At 69.1% G+C, this 18,627-nt stretch carries 13 protein-coding genes and 1 riboswitch; of the genes, 8 read left to right on the top strand and 5 right to left on the bottom strand.

Annotation, left to right across the window (positions count from 1 at the left end):
* Window positions 1-347 precede the first annotated feature (347 nt).
* The gene (locus tag Z164_RS0114585; protein ID WP_081770197.1) at window positions 348-2,405 is read right to left on the bottom strand and encodes a TonB-dependent receptor plug domain-containing protein; all 2,058 of its coding nucleotides are present in this window, start codon (window positions 2,403-2,405) and stop codon (window positions 348-350) included.
* A gap of 173 nt (window positions 2,406-2,578) precedes the next feature.
* Window positions 2,579-2,673: riboswitch (TPP riboswitch) on the top strand.
* A gap of 79 nt (window positions 2,674-2,752) precedes the next feature.
* On the opposite strand from Z164_RS0114585, the gene thiC reads away from it, so the two are divergent.
* Window positions 2,753-4,642, top strand: a complete 1,890-nt coding sequence (gene thiC / locus Z164_RS0114580) for a phosphomethylpyrimidine synthase ThiC (protein WP_024891420.1) — start codon at window positions 2,753-2,755, stop codon at window positions 4,640-4,642.
* A 115-nt stretch (window positions 4,643-4,757) separates the two neighbouring features.
* Window positions 4,758-5,354 (top strand): DUF4136 domain-containing protein, encoded by a 597-nt coding sequence (locus Z164_RS0114575; protein WP_024891419.1) that lies wholly within the window; start codon window positions 4,758-4,760, stop codon window positions 5,352-5,354.
* Between the two features lie 31 nt (window positions 5,355-5,385).
* Here Z164_RS0114575 and Z164_RS21450 read toward each other — a convergent pair whose 3' ends face one another.
* Together Z164_RS21450 and Z164_RS21445 are read right to left on the bottom strand one after the other, a co-directional pair.
* Entirely contained in the window at window positions 5,386-5,676 is a 291-nt protein-coding gene (locus tag Z164_RS21450; protein WP_024891418.1) for a contact-dependent growth inhibition system immunity protein, read from the bottom strand.
* A 14-nt stretch (window positions 5,677-5,690) separates the two neighbouring features.
* Window positions 5,691-6,434 carry an RNase A-like domain-containing protein gene (locus tag Z164_RS21445; RefSeq protein ID WP_024891417.1) on the bottom strand — a complete coding sequence of 248 codons (744 nt, stop codon included), beginning with the start codon at window positions 6,432-6,434 and terminating at the stop codon, window positions 5,691-5,693.
* A gap of 183 nt (window positions 6,435-6,617) precedes the next feature.
* On the opposite strand from Z164_RS21445, the gene Z164_RS0114560 reads away from it, so the two are divergent.
* The 4 genes from Z164_RS0114560 (at window position 6,618) to Z164_RS22040 (ending at window position 14,185) form a co-directional block, all read left to right on the top strand.
* Window positions 6,618-8,981, top strand: a complete 2,364-nt coding sequence (locus tag Z164_RS0114560; RefSeq protein ID WP_052338463.1) for a winged helix-turn-helix domain-containing protein — start codon at window positions 6,618-6,620, stop codon at window positions 8,979-8,981.
* A 111-nt stretch (window positions 8,982-9,092) separates the two neighbouring features.
* Window positions 9,093-9,935, top strand: coding sequence for a helix-turn-helix domain-containing protein (locus Z164_RS20695; protein WP_043690262.1), 843 nt, complete (start codon window positions 9,093-9,095; stop codon window positions 9,933-9,935).
* A gap of 297 nt (window positions 9,936-10,232) precedes the next feature.
* Window positions 10,233-13,121 carry a TonB-dependent receptor plug domain-containing protein gene (locus tag Z164_RS0114550; RefSeq protein ID WP_024891415.1) on the top strand — a complete coding sequence of 963 codons (2,889 nt, stop codon included), beginning with the start codon at window positions 10,233-10,235 and terminating at the stop codon, window positions 13,119-13,121.
* Window positions 13,122-13,525: 404 nt separating this feature from the next.
* Window positions 13,526-14,185 (top strand): hypothetical protein, encoded by a 660-nt coding sequence (locus tag Z164_RS22040; protein ID WP_236621804.1) that lies wholly within the window; start codon window positions 13,526-13,528, stop codon window positions 14,183-14,185.
* Window positions 14,186-14,273: 88 nt separating this feature from the next.
* Here the strand turns inward: Z164_RS22040 and Z164_RS0114545 are convergent, their stop codons facing one another.
* A complete protein-coding gene (locus Z164_RS0114545) occupies window positions 14,274-15,398 on the bottom strand; it encodes an HDOD domain-containing protein (RefSeq protein WP_024891414.1) in 1,125 nt (374 codons plus the stop codon).
* 124 nt (window positions 15,399-15,522) lie between these two features.
* Complete coding sequence (gene ppa, locus Z164_RS0114540; RefSeq protein WP_024891413.1) at window positions 15,523-16,056, bottom strand: inorganic diphosphatase; 534 nt, start codon at window positions 16,054-16,056, stop codon at window positions 15,523-15,525.
* Window positions 16,057-16,274: 218 nt separating this feature from the next.
* Between ppa and Z164_RS0114535 the strand changes: the two genes are divergently transcribed.
* Both Z164_RS0114535 and Z164_RS0114530 read left to right on the top strand, forming a co-directional pair.
* Window positions 16,275-17,807, top strand: coding sequence for a M91 family zinc metallopeptidase (locus Z164_RS0114535; protein ID WP_024891412.1), 1,533 nt, complete (start codon window positions 16,275-16,277; stop codon window positions 17,805-17,807).
* A gap of 264 nt (window positions 17,808-18,071) precedes the next feature.
* On the top strand, window positions 18,072-18,611 hold the full coding sequence (locus Z164_RS0114530) for a hypothetical protein (protein ID WP_024891411.1): 540 nt from the start codon (window positions 18,072-18,074) through the stop codon (window positions 18,609-18,611).
* Window positions 18,612-18,627 lie beyond the last annotated feature (16 nt).

The following is an 18,627-nucleotide window of genomic DNA, read 5'->3' as shown; positions in this document are numbered from 1 at the left end:
CGAGCGAGTCCTGGGTGTATCGACCTTCCTGCAGCGCCTGCCGCTTCTCCTGCAAGCGGATGCATAGCCTTCCTTCTCCCGCAAGCGGGAGAAGGTGGCGCGCAGCGCCGGATGAGGGCGGCTTTTGCACGCCTGCGGCGTACCCCCCCCATCCGCCTTCGGCACCTTCCCCCGCTTGCGGGGGAAGGGAAAAAGAGAATGCTCCCCGCTTGCGGGGGAAGGAAAAAAGACTGCTCCCCGCCTGCGGGGGAAGGGCAAAGCAGGATGTTCCCCGCAGGCGGGGGAAGGGAAGCGCAGGATGGCCGCCGCAGGTGGGGGAAGCCTGGCGCGCCGAATGCCGATCCGGCTTAGAAGCCGACCTGCATCTTGGCGTAGAAGGCGCGCCCTTCCTCGGGGAAGCCCCAGGCCAGTGCGTAGGTCTCGTCGAGCAGGTTGCGGCCGCCCACGGCGAAGCGCAGGTCGGGCCGCGCCTGCCATTCGATCTGCAGGCCGGCCAGGGTGTAGCGGCCGGTGCGCAGGTAGCCGCCGCCGGGGCCGTCGCTCCAGCGGTCGCCGGCGTATTCCAGACTCGGGGTGAACGTCCACGCTGCCCACGGCGTCCAGCTCGCGTAGAGCAGCGCCTGGTGCGAGGGCGTGCCGATGGGCCGGTAGCCGGGCTGCAGCGGATCGCGGATGACGCGGCGCAGCCAGGTGACGTGGCCGCCGACGACGAGCGTCTCGGCCACGGGGGCCTGGCCGCCAAGCTCGACGCCGTAGGATTTGCCAGCGCCGACGTTGCGGGTCTGCGTGGTCTGCGGGTCGGGATCGACGATGACGGTCTGGATCATGTCGGCGATGTCGGCATGGAATACCGCCGCCTCGAGGCGCGCATCGGTCGAGAATTCGCGCCGCCAGGACAGCTCCAACTGGGTGGCGCGTTCGCTGGACAGGTCGGGGTTGGGGAGCGCGGTGCCGAAGCGGGTGCTGAAGCGCTCGAAGCTGGTCGGGAAGCGGGTGCGCGAGGACAGGCTCAGGCCGAACCGCGAGCCGTCCTCCGGCGTCCAGTACGCCGCGGCTTGCCCGTTCCAGGCGTCGCTGCCGCCGGTCGGGTAGGCGTACACGCCGCGCGCGGCGTCGTAGTCCTGGGCGAGCTTGATCTCGTTGCGGTCATAGCTGGCGCCGGCCACCAGCTCAACCGCCTCGCCGGCGCGCCAGGCGTGCTCGGCGGCCAGCGACCAGGTGTCCTCGCGGCTGCGCTGGGTCGGCTCGCGGCTGCTCAGCGTGGGGTGGGTCGGGCGATTGAGGCTGTACTCGGCATGGCGGTCGCTGCGCCAGTGCGCGGCCAGCCGGGTCCGGGCGCCGGACGCCGGGCTGAAGCCGAACTCGACGCTGCCGCCATAGCCTTCGTCGTCGTAGACGCTGCGGAAGCGGCCGTTGTTGGACTGGGTGGTGTAGGTGTCGTCGTCGTAGGCGTCGAGGACGTTGTCGAAGGTGTTGTGGAACAGCCGGGTCTTCAGGAACGACGTTTCGCCCAGTTGCGTGTGGGACAGGAAGTACAGGTTGCCGATGTCCCAGGTCGGCCAGTCCCAGTAGCTGTTGCGCGGGTTCGGCGGATCGTTGTGGACGTTGAGCGGTGCGCCCTTGCTGCCGTCCTGGCGGGTATAGCTGAGGGTGTACTCGTCGGTCGCGTTGGGCACGAAGCCGAGCTTGAGGTTGATCCGCGAGTCGCGGCTGGCCGAGCGGTCGCGCGCGCCGGCGGCCTGGATCGAGGTCGGCGTGTAGGCGCCCGGCAGCCGCCACCGCTTGCGATCCTGGTAGCCGACGCTGGCGTGAGCGTAGAAGCGCTCGCGCCGGGTGCCGACCGAGGCGTAGCCGTTCCAGGCATCGTGGCGCCCGTCGCGGCCCAGGTCCACGCCGGCCTGGAACTGCGATTCGAACGCGCGGGTCGGCTTGCGCGTGACCAGGTTGATCGCGCCGCCCATCGCGCCGGGGCCGTCGACGACCGACACGTAGCCCTTGCGCACCTGGATCTCGGCCAGGTCGGCGGTGAGGAAGCGGCGGAAGTCGAGGCGGTTGTCGGCGGGCAGATAGATGCGCACGCCGTCGATCGACAGCGGCACCTGCCAGCGGCCGAAGCCGCGGATCAGGATGTCGTGCTCGTTGCGGCGGCCGTTGGTGTCCTGGGTGGCGGTCACGCCGGGCACCAGCTTGACCGCATCGACGAGGGTGGGCGTATCGAAGCGCCACAGTTCCTCGCGCTCGATTACGTCGTCGCCCACCACGGGCGAGACGAGGCGCTCGCCGGTGACGGTGAGGCGGCCGAGGGTGAACGCATCGTCCGCGCCGGCGGCCTGGGCCAGGCACGGCGGCGCAGCCAGCGCGCAGGCGACGGCGGCGGCGAGGCCGCGGTGGAACGGCATGGTCATCCGGAAGTCCCCTTGCCGCGTCCGGGCGTGGCCGCGGTCGATATATTTGAAGAAATATATCGAATCCGCCCACGGTTTCACAATGCCTTCACGAGGATCGGCGAGGGCGGGCCGGCGGCGGCGTGATGGCGTCTCTGCGTGCTGGCGTCCTCCCGGGTTTCCCGGTCTAATGGCGCCCGAAGCGGGGGTACCGGCGTCGCCGGTTGAGACAGTCCCTTCGAACCTGACGCGGTTGATACCGCCGTAGGGAAGCTTCGCGACGGTGGCGCGCAGGCGCCGCCGGTGCGCCTTCGCTTCGTCCAGCCGCCCGGAACTCCCTCCCGGCAGCCAACGACAGGACGATGCCGATGAACGCGATCCCGAACGACGCCTCCGCCCGCCTGCTGCAGCGCACCGGCGAGCTTTCCGAGTCCGTGACCCGGCCGATCCCCGGTTCGCGCAAGATCTTCGTCCAGGGCTCGCGCGCGGACCTGCGCGTGCCGATGCGCGAGATCGCGCTCGCCCGCACGCCGACCCTGTTCGGCGGCGAGGACAATCCGCCGGTCACCGTCTACGACACGTCCGGCCCCTACACCGATCCCGAGGCGACGATCGATCTCGCCCGCGGGCTGCCGCCGCTGCGCGCGCGCTGGATCGCCGAGCGCGGCGACACCGAAGCGCTCGACGGCCTCAGCTCCGACTTCGGCCGCGCGCGCGAGGCCGACCGTCGGCTGGATGCGGTGCGCTTTCCGGCGCGCGCGCTGCCGCGGCGCGCGCGCGCCGGCGCCAACGTCACCCAGATGCACTACGCGCGGCGCGGCATCGTCACCCCGGAGATGGAGTTCGTGGCGATCCGCGAGAACCAGCGCCTGGACGCGATGCGCGACGCCGGCCTGCTGGCCCAGCACCCGGGGCAGTCCTTCGGCGCCAGCATCCCGCGGGTCATCACCCCGGAGTTCGTGCGCGACGAGATCGCGCGCGGCCGCGCGATCCTGCCGGCCAACATCAACCACCCCGAGAGCGAGCCGATGATCATCGGCCGCAACTTCCTGACCAAGATCAACGCCAACATCGGCAATTCCGCGGTGAGTTCGGGGATCGCGGAGGAAGTGGAGAAGCTGGTCTGGGCAATCCGCTGGGGCGGCGACACGGTGATGGACCTGTCCACCGGCAAGCACATCCACGAGACCCGCGAGTGGATCGTGCGCAACGCACCGGTGCCGATCGGCACGGTCCCGATCTACCAGGCGCTGGAGAAGGTCGACGGCCGCGCCGAGGAGCTGACCTGGGAGATCTTCCGCGACACCCTGATCGAGCAGGCCGAGCAGGGGGTGGACTACTTCACCATCCATGCCGGGGTGCTGCTGCGCTATGTGCCGCTCACGGCCAGGCGCGTGACCGGCATCGTCTCCCGGGGCGGCTCGATCATGGCCAAGTGGTGCCTGGCGCACCACCGCGAGAGCTTCCTCTACGAACGCTTCGAGGACATCTGCGAGATCATGAAGGCGTACGACGTGGCGTTCTCGCTGGGCGACGGCCTGCGCCCCGGCTGCATCGCCGACGCCAACGACGCCGCCCAGTTCGCCGAGCTGGAGACGCTGGGCGAGCTGACGAAGATCGCCTGGAAGCACGACGTGCAGACCATGATCGAGGGCCCCGGCCACGTGCCGATGCAGCTGATCAAGGAGAACATGGACAAGCAGCTGCGCGAGTGCGGCGAGGCGCCGTTCTACACGCTGGGGCCGCTGACCACCGACATCGCGCCCGGCTACGACCACATCACCAGCGCGATCGGCGCGGCGATGATTGGCTGGTACGGCACCGCGATGCTCTGCTACGTCACCCCCAAGGAGCACCTGGGCCTGCCGGACCGCGAGGACGTGCGCGAGGGCATCATGGCCTACAAGATCGCCGCCCATGCCGCCGATCTCGCCAAGGGCCATCCCGGCGCGCAGGTGCGCGACAACGCGCTGTCCAAGGCGCGCTTCGAGTTCCGCTGGCAGGACCAGTTCCATCTCGGCCTGGACCCGGAGCGCGCGCAGTCGATGCACGACGAGACCCTGCCCAAGGACGCCCACAAGCTGGCCCACTTCTGCTCGATGTGCGGGCCGCACTTCTGCTCGATGAAGATCACCCAGGACGTACGCGAGTACGCCGCCGGGCAGGGCCTGGATGCGGTCGAGGCGCTGTCGGCCGGGATGGCGGAGAAGGCCGCGGAATTCCGCGCGCAGGGGGCGGACGTGTACCGGCCGGAGTAGGATGGGTGCGGGCCGGATGAATCCGTTCAGCCGCCGTCGCGGCCGGACCACGGCCGGGCGGGTACTGTGCGCGCGAGGGCGGGCGCCGGCCCGGCCCCGTACTGGAGAGACGATCATGAGCACGTTCCGCCGCTTCGCCGTCTGCTTCGCGGCCGCCTGTGCGCTCGCCTTGCTGGCCGGCTGCGCCACCGGCCCGCGGGTGACCACCGAGGCCGACCCCCGCGCCGACTTCTCCGCCTACCGCACCTGGGCGTTCTACTCCCCCCTGGCCATCGAGCGCGACGGCTACGAGACCGCCGCCAGCGAGGTCGCCAAGGCGGCGGTGCGCGCGCAGATGGAGAGCCGCGGCTACCGCTACGACGAACGCAATCCGGATCTGAAGGTCAACATCAACGCCTACCTGGAGCGCCGGACCGACGTGAGCAGCGTGCCGACCGTCGATTACGCCTATTACTACAGCTATCGCGCCCGCGGCTACGTGGCGGTGCCGTACTGGAACGACCGCACCCAGGTCTACCGCTACACCGAGGGCACGATGAACATCGACATCATCGACGTGCGCCAGAACCGCCTGGTCTGGGAGGGCATCGCCGTGGGGCGCGTGGGCAGCAGCCGCGACCCGGCGGAGCGGTCCGCGCGCATCAACAGTGCGGTGGCGGAAATCTTCGCCCGCTACCCGCACCGCGCCGGCGCGAGCGGCGCGGCCCAGTAAGAGCGCGCGCGGTGCGGCCGGTGCGGCCCGGTCAGGGCGGCGCCAGCCGCCGCCGCAGCGAATCCAGCCAGTCCTGCCAGCTGCGGCCGTCGCGGGTCGGGTCGTACTCCGATCCCAGCCTGCGCGCCAGCTGCGCCAGCGCGTGTTCGTCGTAGCCCTGGGCCAACAGCCGGTCGAGTTCTTCGCGCGCGGCCGCCAGCTGGTCGGCGGATTCGGCGCCGCGGTAGTAGTCGATCACCGCGTCCGCGGTGGCGTGTTCGGCGGCCCAGTCCTGATGGAAGTAGGCGGCGAAGAAGTTCTCAAGCGCGGGATAGTCGCTCATGCGGTCGCGGCGGCTCAGGGCGGGGTCGGGTAGCCGGTCACGATTCTATAGCCGATGTCCAGCGCGTTCGAACGCTCCAGCACGAGGCGGACGGAGAACACGTCCTCGGCCCGGGTGTCGCCGCGCTGCACCGAGATGCCGGTGCTGGCGTCGAAGCGGGCATCGACCACGAGGCGGTTGCCGCCCTGGCCGTCGAGCCAGGCGTCGATGCGGTCCCGGTGCTCGGCGAGGGTCTCGGCCACGAAGTGCTCGGCGGCCGGCAGGTCGCGGAAGCTCGACGCCGCGCTGATGTTCTCGCTGGCGACGCGATCGGCCAGCCATTGCTCGCTCTTGCCGACGTGACGCTCGATCAGGTGGCCGCCGACGTCCTCGTGCGCCTCGAGCCCTCCGCCCGGCACCTCGGCCGCGGGCGCCTCCGGCGGCTCGGGCAGGTAGGCATCCAGGCGCGAGAGCGTCTGCTCGACGCGCTCGCGATCGGCGGCGTCCAGGCGTTCGGTGGCCAGCGCGCCGAGCCCATCGCGAATGCGGCCGAGCAGGGAATCCAGCTGCTGGGCGAAGATCGGCGATTGCGCGGCCAGGTCCAGCGCCTCATCGGTCTGCGACAGGAACCCGGACAGTTCGCCCGATTCGGCGAGTTCGGCGATGTGCGCGTCGAGGTCGAGGCCGGCGGCCGCGGCGGCGTCCAGCGCGCGCAGGCCCTGGCCAGGAAGTTGCAGCGGCGCTGGGGCCGGAAGCGGCGAGGCGGCGATCTCTGGCACGGCAAGGGATCCGAGCGGAACTGCCGGCAGATTAGGCGTGGTGGCGCGGGGCCGGACACTAGGTCGTGCCCCAGGTGGCGCGCCGGCTGGACGCCGACTTTGCCGAATCCGCGCGTTGCCTTGCCAGGCGTTCAGCGTTGGGTTGGCATCATGCAGGGCTCATCTTGTTGACCGCGATCTGAATTGGAGACCGTTCGGGCCATCGAAGGCGACCGCTGGCGGGTGGGGCAGGCGCTCGTCGATGCGCCCACGCGCGAGATCACCATGGAGGGCGGGCGCGGGAGCGTCCGCATCACGCCGAAGGCATTGGCCGTGCTGCGGGTACTCGCCGCGCAGCCGCACCAGGTCGTTTCGCGCCAGGACCTGCTCGCTGCGGTCTGGCCGGAGACGCTGCCGACCGACGACGTCCTCAATCAGGCGATCGCCCAACTGCGCAAGGCGTTCGGCAGCGGCCCCGGCGGGGCGGCGGAGGGACGTGCGTACATCGAGACCATCGCCAAGAGCGGCTATCGCCTGATGCGCGACGTGGAGCCGGCGATCGAAGAAACCGGGCCGGCCGTCGAAGAAACCGGGCCGGCCGTGCCGGAACCGCCCGACGACGCGCCTCGTGCGCTGCGGCCGCAGGCCGCGGACGGCGGCGCGGACCGGTCCGGCGAATCCGCGGAGGCCGATCCCGTCGCGACGACGTCGGCGGTCGATTCCGGCGGGCGCCGCGTCCGGCCGGCGGCCTGGCTGGCGCTGTCGGCGCTGATCGGCCTGCTGGCGATCGGTGCCGCCGCCCTGTGGTGGTGGGGGCAGGGCACGGGCGAGGCTTCGGTCCTGCTGGGCGAGGGGACGGACCAGGGTTACCGGCTCATCACCTCCTCGCTCGGCCTGCGCGCCTCGCCGACGCTGTCTCCCGACGGGCGGCAGGTCGCCTACGTGTCCGCGGACGGCGAGCGCCTCCAGGGCACGATCATGGTCCAGCCCACGCGCAGCGCGCCGCCGCGGCGCCTGACCCGCGGCGCGTCCGGGATGAGCGAGAGCGAGCCGAGATGGTCCCGCGACGGGCGCGATATCGCCTTCCTGCGCCGGGGCGACGACGGCGCCTGCAGCGTGATGATCGCGCCGGCCGACGGCAGCGGCGCCGCGCGCGAAGTACTGCGATGCACCGGGGCGCAGACGGTGAGCTTCGACTGGACGGCGGACGGGCGCGGCCTGGTGTTCGGCACGATGGACGGCCCGGTTCCGGCACCGGGCCTGCGCGTGCTCGATCTCGCCAGCGGCCGATGGCGCGCCATCGACTACGACCACGAGCCGGGCGTCATCGACCATGCCCCGCGCTACTCGCCCGACGGCCGCTGGATCCTGTTCGCGCGCAACCCCCAGCTCGGCGACCTGTGGCGGGTGCCGGCCGCCGGCGGCAAGGCGGAGCGCCTGACCGACCTGCAGGGCGATCTGCGCGGCTGGGCCTGGCTCTCCGACGAAACGGTGATCTTCGGTCGCCGGGTGGACGCGCAGGTCCGGCTGTTCAGCCTGGATCTGCCGGGCGGCGACGTGCGCGACCTCGGCGTCGACGATGCGCAGAATCCCACCGCCTCGCTGGCCAACGGCGCCCTCGCGTTCGTGAGGCGCCGCCCGCAATTCGGCCTGTTCCGCGTCCACATCGGACAGGACGGAACGCCGCGCAAGGAACGCCTCTTCGCGTCGTCGGGCCGCGACAACCTGCCGGTCGTGTCCCCGGATGGGCGGCGACTCCTGTTCGCCTCGGACCGGGCCGGCCCGTACGAGCTCTGGCTGGCGGACCTGCTGGAGCCCGAGGCGACGCCGATCCCGGTGGCGGGCCTCAATCCGGAGGGCAACCATCCGCCCATCTGGTCGGCGGACGGCCGCAGCTTCGTGGCCGCGGGGCTCGATCCCGGGGCGGACGGCGATACGGCGCTGTTCGAGGTGGACGCCGCCCGCGCGACCGCGACCAGGCTTGCAGTGCCCGAACGCCGGCCGCTGCAGGGCGCAAGGCTCGACGACGGCCGGCTGCTGGTCGGCACCGAGGCGGCGGCCGGCGCCATGCGGCTGGTCCTGTACGAACGCGGGCCGGACGGGGGATGGCGCGCGGTCCGGACCGTCCCCGACGTCTCGCAGTTCCGCTACCAGCCCGAGCAGCGGCGCGTTCTGTTCACGCGCCTGTCCTCGGACGGGCTCTGGGAGGCGGACGCGAGCCTGGCTCCGGACAGCATCCGCTTGCGCGACCGGGCGCGGCCGACCCGGCGCGACTATCGGTCCTGGTCGCCCTCGGTGCGCGATGGCGTGGACCATGTCGTGTCCACGCCCGCCTGCCTGAGCGAGCTGCACAGGACGGGGCCGGTTGCCCGCGTTGCCTGCCTGGCGCGGGATCGACACAGCGCGACCACGGGCTTCAGCGTGGATCGGCGCACCGGAACCCTCTACGTGGCGATGGTGGTCGACGAGAGCTCCGACATCGGCTTCGCGCAACTGCGCCCGCGGCCGAGGAAAGACCTGATCGCGCTGGTCAAGTCATTGATCCAGAAGAACATCCTGGCGTCGTAACAATTTCGTACGGATTTCCGATCGATTTCGCACAAGATTCGCCGGGAATTCGCAAAGGGCCGGGCGAGGCGGGGTATCAAACGCCCCTCCCTCTCCAGATACGACGCCACGATGCGAGATCCTGCCTGGGCCGACCGCGGCCAGATGCTCCAGTTCGACCTCGACGACGCGCCGAGGCCGCCGGCCTGCGTGGCGCTGTCCAGGATGGGAAGCGTCCGCGTGACCGGCGGGGCCTGCTCGGTCTGGATGGCGGTCAGGGGGCACCTGTGGATCGATTGCAAGGAAGGCCGGTTCCGCTTGCGCCGGGGCGAGTGGATGGTGTTCGAGCGCGACTCGCACCCCGTCCTGCAGAGCAGCGAGCAGGGCCTGGGCCTCGGGCTGCTGCTGACCGCGCACGATCTCCAGGCGCTTGAGCAACTGTCGGACGAGATCCTCTATCCCGGCAGGGGGCGCTTCGGCAGCCGCGACCGGCGCGTGGCGATGCGCCTCTGGCGCACCGCCAAGGAGAGCGGCGAGTCCGAGGCGCTGCGTCCGATCCTGCTGCACATGGCGCGGGCGCAGCGCGACCTGGCCGAGCGGGTGCAGCTCTGCCCCGGGCGATCGCGCAGCCGCAAGCGCCAGGTCTTCGGCCGCATGCAGCGCGCACGGCTCTACCTCGAGGGACATAGCGATCGCGTGGTCCGGATCGGCGAACTCGCCGACATGACCAACTTCTCCAGCTGGTACTTTTCCAAGGCGTTCCAGAGCCTGTACGACGAGAGCCCGCAGGCGCTGTCTGCGCGGCTGCGGCTGGAGCGCGCGGCCGACCTGCTGCGGACCACCCAGATGACGGTGAGCGAGGTCGCGGCCTCGTGCGGCTTCGACAACTGCTGCAGCTTCGCGCGCGCGTTCCGTGCCCGGTTCGGAACCTCGGCCACCCGGTATCGCGCGATCGGGCCACGGAGCGCTGCGTAGGCAGCGCCCGCCGCGCGGTCCATTTCTCGCCTCCTGGAACTGCGCACACCCCCGTTGCGGGCCCGCCCGCGTCGGGCCGCGCCTCGTGCGCGGTCGCCACTGGAGGCGGCGCGGGCGGGGGGGGGGGCGTTCAGATTGCTGGCCGCGCGTCGGGACGCAATGGACGCTGAGACGAGAACGTTCGGACAGGATCGGCAAAGTCAGAGGGCCGTGCCTGCAAAGCATGTAACGTTGTGGAAACGTTAACGTGCGAAGGCGTCTTAACGCGTCACTAACGCAATTCTGGAGAGAGAATTAATGAAAGCTCGCATTCCAGCGATGCGGCGGGGCTTGCTCCCGGCCGCCATCCTGACGGCGCTCGTCCCCGCGTCGGCCGCCTTCGCCCAAGACGGCGCAGCTAGCGGCGCGACCACGCTCGACCGCATTGAGGTCACCGGCTCGCGCATCCGCAAGGTCGACGTCGAGACCGCGCAGCCGATTCTGTCGATCTCGCGCGCCGACATCGAGAACCAGGGCTTCCAGTCCGTCGGCGACATCCTGCAGAACATCGCGGTCACCGGCTCCCCGGCGCTCAGCCGCAGCTCGCCGCTCAACGCCGGCGAGAGCCCCGGCGGCACCTACGTCGACCTGCGCAACCTCGGCCCCGAGCGCACCCTGGTGCTGCTGAACGGCCGCCGCCTGGGCGTCAACAACGACGGCCTGCAGGACCTGGCGACGATCCCGTCGTCGATGGTCGAGCGCATCGAGGTGCTGAAGGATGGCGCGTCGGCCCTGTACGGCTCCGACGCCGTGGCCGGCGTGATCAACGTGATCACCCGTCGCAACTTCGACGGCGCCGAAGCCAATGCCTACATCGGCCAGTACGGCGAAGGCGACGGCCAGACCCAGTCGTTCGACTTCACCATCGGCTCGGTCGGCGAGCGCAGCGCGATTACCTTCGGCGTCCAGTACGACGAAGAAAAGCCGGTCTGGGCGCGCGACCGCTGGTGGGCGCTCGACACCTATCCGGGCCCGGCTGCGCTGGAGCCCTACAGCTGGACGATGGTGGGTGCGCGCGGCAACATCCGCAATCCCGACCAGCCGAACGCCAGGGCGCCCGACGCATGGCTTGTCCTGCGCGACGGCGGCGACCCGACCAATCTGGGCGACTACCGTGCCCAGCTCGATCCGTTCGATGGTGAGTACGGCGACTCCAGCCGCGCTGCCGAGCAGATGATGGTCAAGACGGGAATGGAGCGGTTGTCGCTCTTTACCAGCGCCTCTTTCGATCTGACCGACAATACCCGCTTCGTCACCGACGCCAGCTTCAACCGTCGTGAGACCAGCGTGCAGGTCGCCGGCTATCCGTACCAGAGCGCTAACGTCGACGTGCAGACGCCGATCAGCGCGGACAGCTACTTCAACCCGACCGGTGAGGTGCTGAACTTCCGCCGCCGTGGCTGGGAGGTGCCGCGTACCACCGACCGCAAGCTCGATACCTATCGCTTCAGCGGCATCTTCGAGGGCACCTTCGACTTCGGCGACCGCTTCCTCGATTGGAATGCCGGCTATCTGTACACCCGCGGCGATGCCACCATCCGTGCCCGCGGTGACTTCAACAAGCTGGCCGTCGCCCAGGCGGTCGGACCGTCGTTCCTGAACGCCGACGGCGTCGTGCAGTGTGGTACGCCGGATGCGCCGATTTCGCTGGGCGATTGCATCCCGTGGAGCCCGGTGCTGAGCGAAGGTCCGAACTCGCTGGCCAACCCGGATATCCAGAACAAGTTCTTCCTTTGGGAAAACGCGACCTCCGAGACGACCACGCACAATTACTTCGCCGACGTCAGCGGCGTGATCGCCGCACTGCCGGCCGGCGAACTCGGCTTCGCAGCCGGTGTGGAGCACCGGAAGGTCGAAGGTCGCTACTCGCCCGACGCCTTCGCCCAGACCGGCAACTCGACCAACCTGGCGGCCCAGGAGACCTCGGGCGGCTACTCGGTCGATGAGTTCTTCCTCGAACTCGACGTCCCGTTGCTGGCGGACCTGCCGGGTGCTCAGGAGCTTTCGCTCAACGTCGCCAGCCGCTATTCCGACTACGATGTCTTTGGCGATACCACTAACAGCAAGGCGAGCTTCCGCTGGCGCCCGATCGAAGACCTGCTGGTCCGCGGAACCTGGGCCCAAGGTTTCCGCGCTCCGTCGGTGTCCGATCTGTACGGCGGCGTCGGCCAGACGTTCGACTACTATTCCGATCCGTGCGACACGGTGAACGGAGTTGCGGCGAGCAATGCCGATGTCTATGCGCGTTGCGCGGGCGACATCGCTAACTACGCCGGCTTCGTTCAACTCGGTCAGGGCGGCAGCCCCGCCTATGGCGGCCAGACCGGTACGCCGTTCCTCAGCGGTTCGAACCCCAACCTGACCCCGGAAACCACGACCAGCCGTTCGCTGGGCGTCGTCTACAGCCCGAGCTACGTTGAAGGCCTGGGCGTGTCGCTGGACTGGTGGCGCACCAAGATCGACAACGTGATCACCGCGTTTACCGCCAACGGCATCCTCAGGGACTGCTATGTCTACGACATCGCCTCGCAGTGCCAGTACTTCACTCGTGGTGAGGATGGCGTCGTCGATTCGCTGACCCGGATCGGGCGCAACGCCGGCTACTGGGACGTGGAGGGCTTCGATTTCGAGGTCAACTACCGGCTTCCCGAGACGCGCTTCGGCGATTTCTCGGTTAACTGGCAGAGCACCTACTACTCGAACTTCGAGACCAAGGCGGACAACACCGAAAACACCACCCCGCAGCCCAACGTCGGCTGGGCGGGTTCGGGCATCGTCTTCCGTATCCGCTCGGTAGCCAATCTGAACTGGGAGTACGGCGACTTCGGTGCGACCTGGACGGCGCGTTATTTTTCGGGCTTCCGGGAAAGCTGCCTGATCGAATCGCTCGCGGAGATTTGCAACAACCCGGGCTATATCGATCACGATGGGATCGCGTACGGCGTCAATGAGATGGGTTCCAACACGTTCAACGACGTCCAGATTCGTTGGCGCGCGCCGTGGAACGCCACGGTCTCGTTTGGCGTGAACAACGTGTTCGATCGCGAAGGGCAGGTGGTCTACGCGGGGCCGAGTAGCGGCTTCTCGTACTATGGTGGCTTCGACTTCGGTCGTTTCACCTACATGAAGTACCAGCAGCGCTTCTGATCGGTAGAAAGAGGAGGCGGGCCGTAAGGCCCGCCTCTTTTTTTAAGAGTCCGCGATAAATCTGTATTTTGCATCAGTCTCGCAATTGAAAGTGTTTTGCCTTCAGTTTAACCATATGTTAGCTTCAGTCTCCCCTTTTCCTTGGATGGAATGAATTGATGGATGTCAAGGGCATTTTATTGGCGGGTGTTTTTGCTGCGTCTATGCTGGCTGCTTCTCGAGCCGAGGCCCAGTTTTATAAACCCCTCAGATGCGATAGCTGCGCGACTAGCGACCAGTTCCGTGGGCGGGCTATATCTGCTGGTCAGGGCCACCATTTGGTGTACAGCCTAACGAACAATCGAATTGAATACTGGCACGTTACTTCCGGGGGGAGCGGTCCGGGCGGCCCGCCTGGTACTCCCATGAATGTGGAGGGCGCCACCGCTGCAGTTGCAAGTTCGACTGCTTTAGAACGTATCCCGCCTGTGGAGGCTGTTAATGAGCTGAATAAAGCTCACACGCTTCATGCAATTGGCGGTGATCTGCGTCCCATGTTCAACGTTCCAGTTCACATGTTGGGTCTTCCTGCTAGTCACCGGACTAAAACCGCATATGAATTCGTCAAGGATTACAATATGCGGTCTATGGTTTCTTCGGCAGTTGGTGACGCTGGCGTTATATCGCAAGTCACATCTTCCAACTTGATAGGCGCATTGCAAGATCTCAAATCATTGGTGACTTCCTACCTGGGCTTGCGTGATCAAGCGGGGCTGATTTTCAAGGTTGTGTTCACAGATGGAAGTTATGTTCAATTCACCGTCGATATAGATAGCCCTCTCGGAACCTATATTGAAGATTCTGCTAGGACTGCAGCAGGGCAGGCCATTCCATCAAGCATTGATGATGTGAGGGGTACTTGGACGAATGGGGGTGGGGATAATCTTGGTCCCATGGCTGATCATTTTGGCCGTCTGGGCGCTACGATGACGTTTGTGGGGGCGGCAGGTGGCGCGATTACTTCGATCGTATGTAGTGGGGTCGGCGCCGAAAAAGTGTGCAGAGTGACAAGAGTTATTTATTGATTGCTTGCTGAGGAGTTACGTTTTGAAGCCCCATTGGAGTGGGGCTTTTTTATTTTCTCCTGAGCTGGTGATCCCGATCAGCTGCGCCTCACACCGCCTCAGCCCCCGCGCGCGACGACCGCGCGCTCAGCTCATCGACCAGCCCGCGCCAGGCCGGCAGGCGCTCCAGCACGCCCGCACGCTGCAGATAGTCCTCGTCCACCGCGGCGCCGGCGGCCAGCGCGGTGGCGACGTGCACGGCGCCGGTGACCCAGAAGCTGCGGGTGCTCGAGCGCGCCGGCGTGCGCTGGAAGGCGACGGCCTCGATGATCGGCATCGGCAGGCCCCACAGGCCGAGCAGGTAGGCCCCGGCCTCGGTATGGCCCGGCGCGTCGGGCGGGGCCGGCGATGTCGTCTCGCGTTCGTCGCGCACGCCAGGCAGCAGCAGGCCGATGTCGGCGAGCAGGGCGGCGGTGGCGCCGAGTTCGGCGCTGGCCTCGGGCAGCATGCGCCGGGCCAGCTGCGAGGCCAGCAGCGCGCGCTGCTGCAGCGCATGGCGATCGGCGCCGGCCGCGGCCGGCTGCGCGAACACTTCGCTGGCCAGCACCAGGTCGCGCAGCGTGGCCAGGCCGAGGCGAGTCACGGCGGTGCGCAGGTCGGCAATGGTGCGGCCGGCGGCGAAATAGGCGGAATTGCACAGCTGCAGCACCTTGGCCGCGATCGCGGGATCGCCGGCCACGAGCCTGGCGATGTCGGCGGCACCGGTGTCCTCGTCGGCCTCCAGCGCCTGCATCAGCGCAAGATAGGTCTGCGGCGGCGAGGGCAGGCGGTCGATGCGGCCGATGTGCTCGCGCAGGCGCGGATCGCCGAGCAGGTCGCGCAGCTCCTCCAGGCTGCCGACCGCCTCCAGCAGCAGTTCCTCGCCCAGCGGCAGCGGCAGGAAGCGGTGCGCCAGCGACAGCACGCGCACCGGCGGCGGCTGGCCGGCGGCGATCAGGGCGATGCGCGAGGTCTCCGGGCGCAGGGTGCGGATCTGGCCCAGCAGCGTCGCGGCCGGCATGTCCGGCAGCGTCGGCGCCACCACCACCACGTCGAGCGCCGCGGCGGCGGCCTGCGCGCTGGCGGCGCCGCCGTCGCCGACCCGATGGACTTGCCAGCTCGCGTCGAGATCGGCGACCAGATCGACGAATCCGGGCGGGAAGCTGTCGTCTCCGCCCACGAACAGAATGCGCACGCGATGTTTCCCCCTGTCGGCCGGGCCCGATCCGCCCGGTCCCGGCCGGGGCGGATGTTAGCACCGGCGTCGGGCGCGGCCGGCCGCGGCTTGCGCGAACTGCGACACGTGCCCGTCGCCGCCGTCAGGACTCGGCGCGATAGGCGGCGATCGCCGCTTCCAGGATGGCGCGCGCTTCGGCGGCGTCGCCCCAGCCGTCGACCTTGACCCACTTGCCCTTCTCGAGATCCTTGTAGTGCTCGAAGAAGTGGCCGATGCGCTCGAGCCAGTGCGCCGAGACCTTGTCCAGGTCGTCGACGTGGGCGTAACCGGCGAACACCTTCTCCACCGGCACCGCCAGCAGCTTCTCGTCGTTGCCGGCCTCGTCGGACATCTTGAGCACGCCCACCGGGCGGCAGCGGATGACCGAGCCCGGCACCAGCGGCAGCGGCAGGATCACCAGCACGTCGGCCGGGTCGCCGTCGCCGCAGACGGTGTTGGGCACGTAGCCGTAGTTGCACGGGTAGCGCATCGGCGTGGACAGCACGCGGTCGACGAAGATCGCGCCGCTGGCCTTGTCGACCTCGTACTTCACCGGCTCGGCGTCCTTCGGGATCTCGATGACGACGTTGATTTCGTGCGGCGGGTTCTTGCCGGTGGTGACGAGGTCCAGGCCCATGCGATGACGACTCCGGTAGGCGGGCGCGGCGGGCGCGTCCGGGAAAGGGGAAAGCCGCTCATTCTACCGAGCGCGCTGCTGCGGTGCAGCGAGCGAGGACCGGGCCTGGGATCCGCCCGCGTGCTGGGGTCGCCCCCAACTTGGGGTACGCCCTAGCTTTCGCCGCGCCCATACCATCCCGTATCTGTACACCACCGTACCGATTCCAGGGCCCGTCCATGTCCAGCTTCGACAGCAGCCTCCAGACCTCCGCCCCACTGGCTCCCCAGGGCTACTGGGACAACCAGCGCGCGGCCGAGACCGATCGCTTCGCCGAAGCGCCGCTGAGCCCCGGAGAGTCCGCGCCGGTCGAGCGGGCGATGCGCAACGTCGCCGACACCGCGATCCCGATCAGCGGCAACGACCGCGGCACCAGCCTGCCGTCCACCCGCACCCCCGACGGCAAGCCGGTCGCCCACGCCCAGCTCCACGAGGGCCAGCAGGCGACGGTCACCCGCGAGCGCACCGACGCGGGCGGCTACGTCAGCAGCGACCAGGTGGTCTTCACCACCAAGGGCGGCGGCGACGATCACATCCAGATCAGCCAGCGCGACGACGGCACGCTCGACATCGACGTCAACGGCGAGCAGTACGCGGTGCGCCTGAATACCCAGCAGGAGCTGACCCTGCGCACCGGCGACGGCAACGACACCATCGTCGCCGCCCCCAACGTCACCGTGAACCTGGTCGTCGATGCCGGCGCCGGCGACGACACCATCCGCACCGGCATGGGCGACGACCGCATCTTCGGCGGCGACGGCAACGACACCATCGAGACCATCGGCGGCCGCAACGACATCGACGGCGGCAACGGCGACGACGTGATCACCGCCACCGACGGCGAGAACATCATCTTCGGCGGCGACGGCGACGACGTCATCCAGGGCGGCAACGGCTTCAACTTCATCGAGGGCGGCCGCGGCAACGACGAGATCCGCGGCGGCACCGGCCACAACGTGCTCTCCGGCGGCCGCGGCGACGATGCCATCCACGCCGACGCCTCCGGCGAGAACTACATCTACACCGGCCTCGGGCAGGACACCGTCGAGGGCGCCGGCGACCGGGGCGCCGTGTACGCCGAGGTCGGCGACCTGATCAACGCCGCCACCAACGCACGGCCGACCGTGGTCAACGTCGAGATCGACGCCAACGCCGGCAATACCGTGACGGTGCAGGGCTCCGAGCAGTTCCGCCAGCGCATCGAGGCCGAGCTGGACTTCCTGCGCGCCTCGCCGAACGGCACCCAGATGCTGAGCGAGTTCGATGCCGCGGCCGCCAGCAAGGGCAACCGGGTGACCATCCAGGAGCTGGCCAACGAGCAGAACGGCTACGCCCAGACCCACGGCCGCGGTAGCGCCGAGATCGTCAACGGCCGCCCCGGCGCGGGCGGCGACGTGACGATCAGCTACAACCCGTCCTTCCACATGGACGCGTTCCCGGCCCCGACCGTGGTGCTGTACCACGAGATGTCGCATGCCTACAACGGCGTGAACGGCACCTTCCTGCCGGGCACCTACCGTGGCGAGGGTCCGGATGACGGCCGCGTGCCGAACGCCGAGCGCCAGGCCGTGGGGCTGGAGACCTCCGCCCCCGCCTACGATTTCGACGGCGACCCGCGCACGCCCCCCACCACCCACAACCCGATCCACCTGACCGAGAACGGCCTGCGCCGCGAGCTCGGCCTGCCGGATCGTCCCAGCTACGCGCTGTAGGCGCCGACGGCCCGCGCCCGGGTCGTATGGAACCCGCGATCAGGGGATGGTGCGACGGGCGGCCTGCGCGCATGCAGGTCGCCCGTCGTCCGTTAGGCTAGCCTGCGGATCCACGGATCGCCGCGCCCACGCCTTTCCCGAGGCCCGTCCATGTCCAACCGCCCCTCGTTTCCCGTACCGTTGCGACTGACCGCACTGTTGGCGTCCGTGCTCTGCGCGGGCTGCGCGCAGTCGGCCGACCGCGCCCCGTCAGGAACCCCGCCCATGTCCGAGCCCAGCACCACCACCGTCGAGGCCGCCGGCGGCCGGCTGACCGCGAGCTTCGCCTACACGCCCAGGACCGGGGCCGTGGAGGTGCGCTACCGGTTCGACAACCTCGGCCAGGCGCCGCTGGCGGTCTTCGATCGCGGCGACCGCCACGCCGTGCTGGTCGGCCGGCAGCACGGCGGTGCAGTGGGCGCACCGCACTTCCAGGAGGAGGTGCCCGGCGATGTCGTCCTGCGCCATGCCGCGCGTCCGCTGCCCGAGCCGTCGCCCACGGTCCCGCCGACGCCGCTGGCGGCGCGGGTCGAGCCCGGCGGTTCGCTGACGGGCGAGTTCGCGTTCGCGCCCCCGACCGAGCGCGAACCGCGGCGGATCCGCTGGTGCCTGGGCGTCGCGCCCTTCGACACCGAGGCATTCGCCCAGCCCGAAGAAATCGATGGCGTGGAGGTCTGGCGCGGCGGCTTCGACCTGGCCGCACGGCAGACCCTGCTGTGCACGCCGTGGTTCGACGTGGCCGCGCAGCGCTTCGAGGCCGCCTGAGCCGGCAGGAGCGCGC

The organism is Luteimonas huabeiensis HB2, assembly GCF_000559025.1.
Lineage (GTDB): Bacteria > Pseudomonadota > Gammaproteobacteria > Xanthomonadales > Xanthomonadaceae > Luteimonas > Luteimonas huabeiensis.
The sequence above is the reverse complement of the archived record's forward strand: the minus strand, read 5'-3'. Positions and strand labels throughout refer to the sequence as shown.

What these genes read in the sequence shown, in the direction of transcription:
- thiC (WP_024891420.1), top strand. Translation starts at nt 2,753, where the DNA reads ATGAACGCGATCCCGAACGACGCCTCCGCCCGCCTGCTGCAGCGCACC.
- Z164_RS0114585 (WP_081770197.1), bottom strand. Translation starts at nt 2,405, where the DNA reads ATGACCATGCCGTTCCACCGCGGCCTCGCCGCCGCCGTCGCCTGCGCG.
- ppa (WP_024891413.1), bottom strand. Translation starts at nt 16,056, where the DNA reads ATGGGCCTGGACCTCGTCACCACCGGCAAGAACCCGCCGCACGAAATC.
- Z164_RS0114550 (WP_024891415.1), top strand. Translation starts at nt 10,233, where the DNA reads ATGAAAGCTCGCATTCCAGCGATGCGGCGGGGCTTGCTCCCGGCCGCC.
- Z164_RS21450 (WP_024891418.1), bottom strand. Translation starts at nt 5,676, where the DNA reads ATGAGCGACTATCCCGCGCTTGAGAACTTCTTCGCCGCCTACTTCCAT.
- Z164_RS0114575 (WP_024891419.1), top strand. Translation starts at nt 4,758, where the DNA reads ATGAGCACGTTCCGCCGCTTCGCCGTCTGCTTCGCGGCCGCCTGTGCG.
- Z164_RS20695 (WP_043690262.1), top strand. Translation starts at nt 9,093, where the DNA reads ATGCGAGATCCTGCCTGGGCCGACCGCGGCCAGATGCTCCAGTTCGAC.
- Z164_RS0114535 (WP_024891412.1), top strand. Translation starts at nt 16,275, where the DNA reads ATGTCCAGCTTCGACAGCAGCCTCCAGACCTCCGCCCCACTGGCTCCC.
- Z164_RS22040 (WP_236621804.1), top strand. Translation starts at nt 13,526, where the DNA reads ATGAATGTGGAGGGCGCCACCGCTGCAGTTGCAAGTTCGACTGCTTTA.
- Z164_RS0114530 (WP_024891411.1), top strand. Translation starts at nt 18,072, where the DNA reads ATGTCCGAGCCCAGCACCACCACCGTCGAGGCCGCCGGCGGCCGGCTG.